This window comes from Streptomyces sp. GC420 (genome assembly GCF_009916105.1).
Lineage (GTDB): Bacteria > Actinomycetota > Actinomycetes > Streptomycetales > Streptomycetaceae > Streptomyces.
On sequence record NZ_JAAAXQ010000751.1, the window covers coordinates 1 to 1,330 of the forward strand.

The following is a 1,330-nucleotide window of genomic DNA, read 5'->3' on the forward strand; positions in this document are numbered from 1 at the left end:
GGCGGGGGCTGTGGCCTGACGGTAGGTGATGATTGCTTGGATTCTTTTTTCGGGGTCGGTGATTTCGTCGAGGGCGGCTGCGAATTTTTCGTCGACGATGTTTCCTTTGCGTTGGCGGTTGTGGTCGAGGATCAGGCTGGTGAGGGGGATGGCGAGGTATGCCGCGATGACGATCGCTCCCACGGCCCACCATGGCGCGCCGCCCAGAGCGCCTGCAAGGACGGCGGGGAGCCCGGCCAGGAGGCCGGCGACGGGTGCGAGGGAGGACGAGTTCATCGCGTGGATGCCCTTCCAGCACGCGACGGCTGGGCCGCCTCATGCCTGAACGAGTCGGCCTGGGCCGACTGGGACGGAAAGAGGCGGCATGTGTGTGCCAGAGGGTGAGGGCATGCCGACGGCCGGCGTCGCTGTGAGGCGGGCCGGTGGTGTTTTACGGCAGGCTTTTCACCACCCCGGGAGGGAATTTCATTGATCCCGGGGTGTGTTTCAGATGGCTTGTTTGGCGGTTTTTGCGGGGGAGGTTTTCTTCGGCTTTTTGGGCAGGGTGGGCTACACCTGTGAGCTAACAAAAAGAATGTTTACAAAGCCCCTGAGCCGATTCATCTGACCTCTGCCGCACCGCCTTTCTCTACTCGCTGGCCGCGTGCACCCTGTCGCGGGCACGCCACACCTGCCCACCAGTATCGCCCATCGCGCCGCCTTCCAGGGCCCGTTCGGGAGCCTTCGTGGGCGAGGTCGTGTGCTTGGCGGTGGTTCGGGGCGGCGCAAAGGCGCTGAGCTCAGGGTTTCATGTCCGGACTGTCCCAGCCCTCAGCGAAGCTGGCAGTGGTGAGGAGTTGTCGTTGGCCAGGGTGGAGGGTGCTCCATTGACTGCGTTGGGCGTTGGCCCAATGTTGGAGTGTGTCGGGGAGGGGCTCGTTCCCGCTGATCGTGGTGCGGTATTGCTGCCAGGTGCGGTGCCAGGTGTAGGGCCAGGGTGGGTTCCACCACGGGTTCAGGTGGGTGAGGGCGGCTGCGGTGGTGGTGGAGAGGGTGCCGGCGCGGGCTTTGTGGCGTTGCTGGCCCAGCCATTGGCCGAGGGGGAAGCCGTTGTGGTGGGTGTGCTTGTCCGGGGTGAGGTGGCCGTGTTGGGCGGCGTAGGTGCGTGCGTGGTCGATTCCGGGGCTGGCGGGGTAGGTGCGTGTGGCCGGGGCGGGTCGTTTGCCTAGACGAGTCATTCCGAATGCTGACGGTGCGTCCGGGAACGCAGACAGGGTGTCCAAGGTCGTTCTGTGACAAGCGACCTGGACACCCTGCTCACCGCACTGTACGTGAAGATCGACGACGAGAT

At 64.8% G+C, this 1,330-nt stretch carries 2 protein-coding genes; both read right to left on the reverse strand.

Annotated elements, in window-relative coordinates; all coding sequences use genetic code 11:
• Positions 1 to 276: hypothetical protein (locus GUY61_RS38375; protein WP_166634901.1), on the reverse strand; the 276-nt coding region annotated here is incomplete at its 3' end.
• A 503-nt stretch (positions 277 to 779) separates the two neighbouring features.
• Positions 780 to 1,217 carry a helicase associated domain-containing protein gene (locus GUY61_RS41400; RefSeq protein WP_166634902.1) on the reverse strand — a complete coding sequence of 146 codons (438 nt, stop codon included), beginning with the start codon at positions 1,215 to 1,217 and terminating at the stop codon, positions 780 to 782.
• Positions 1,218 to 1,330: the final 113 nt, after the last annotated feature.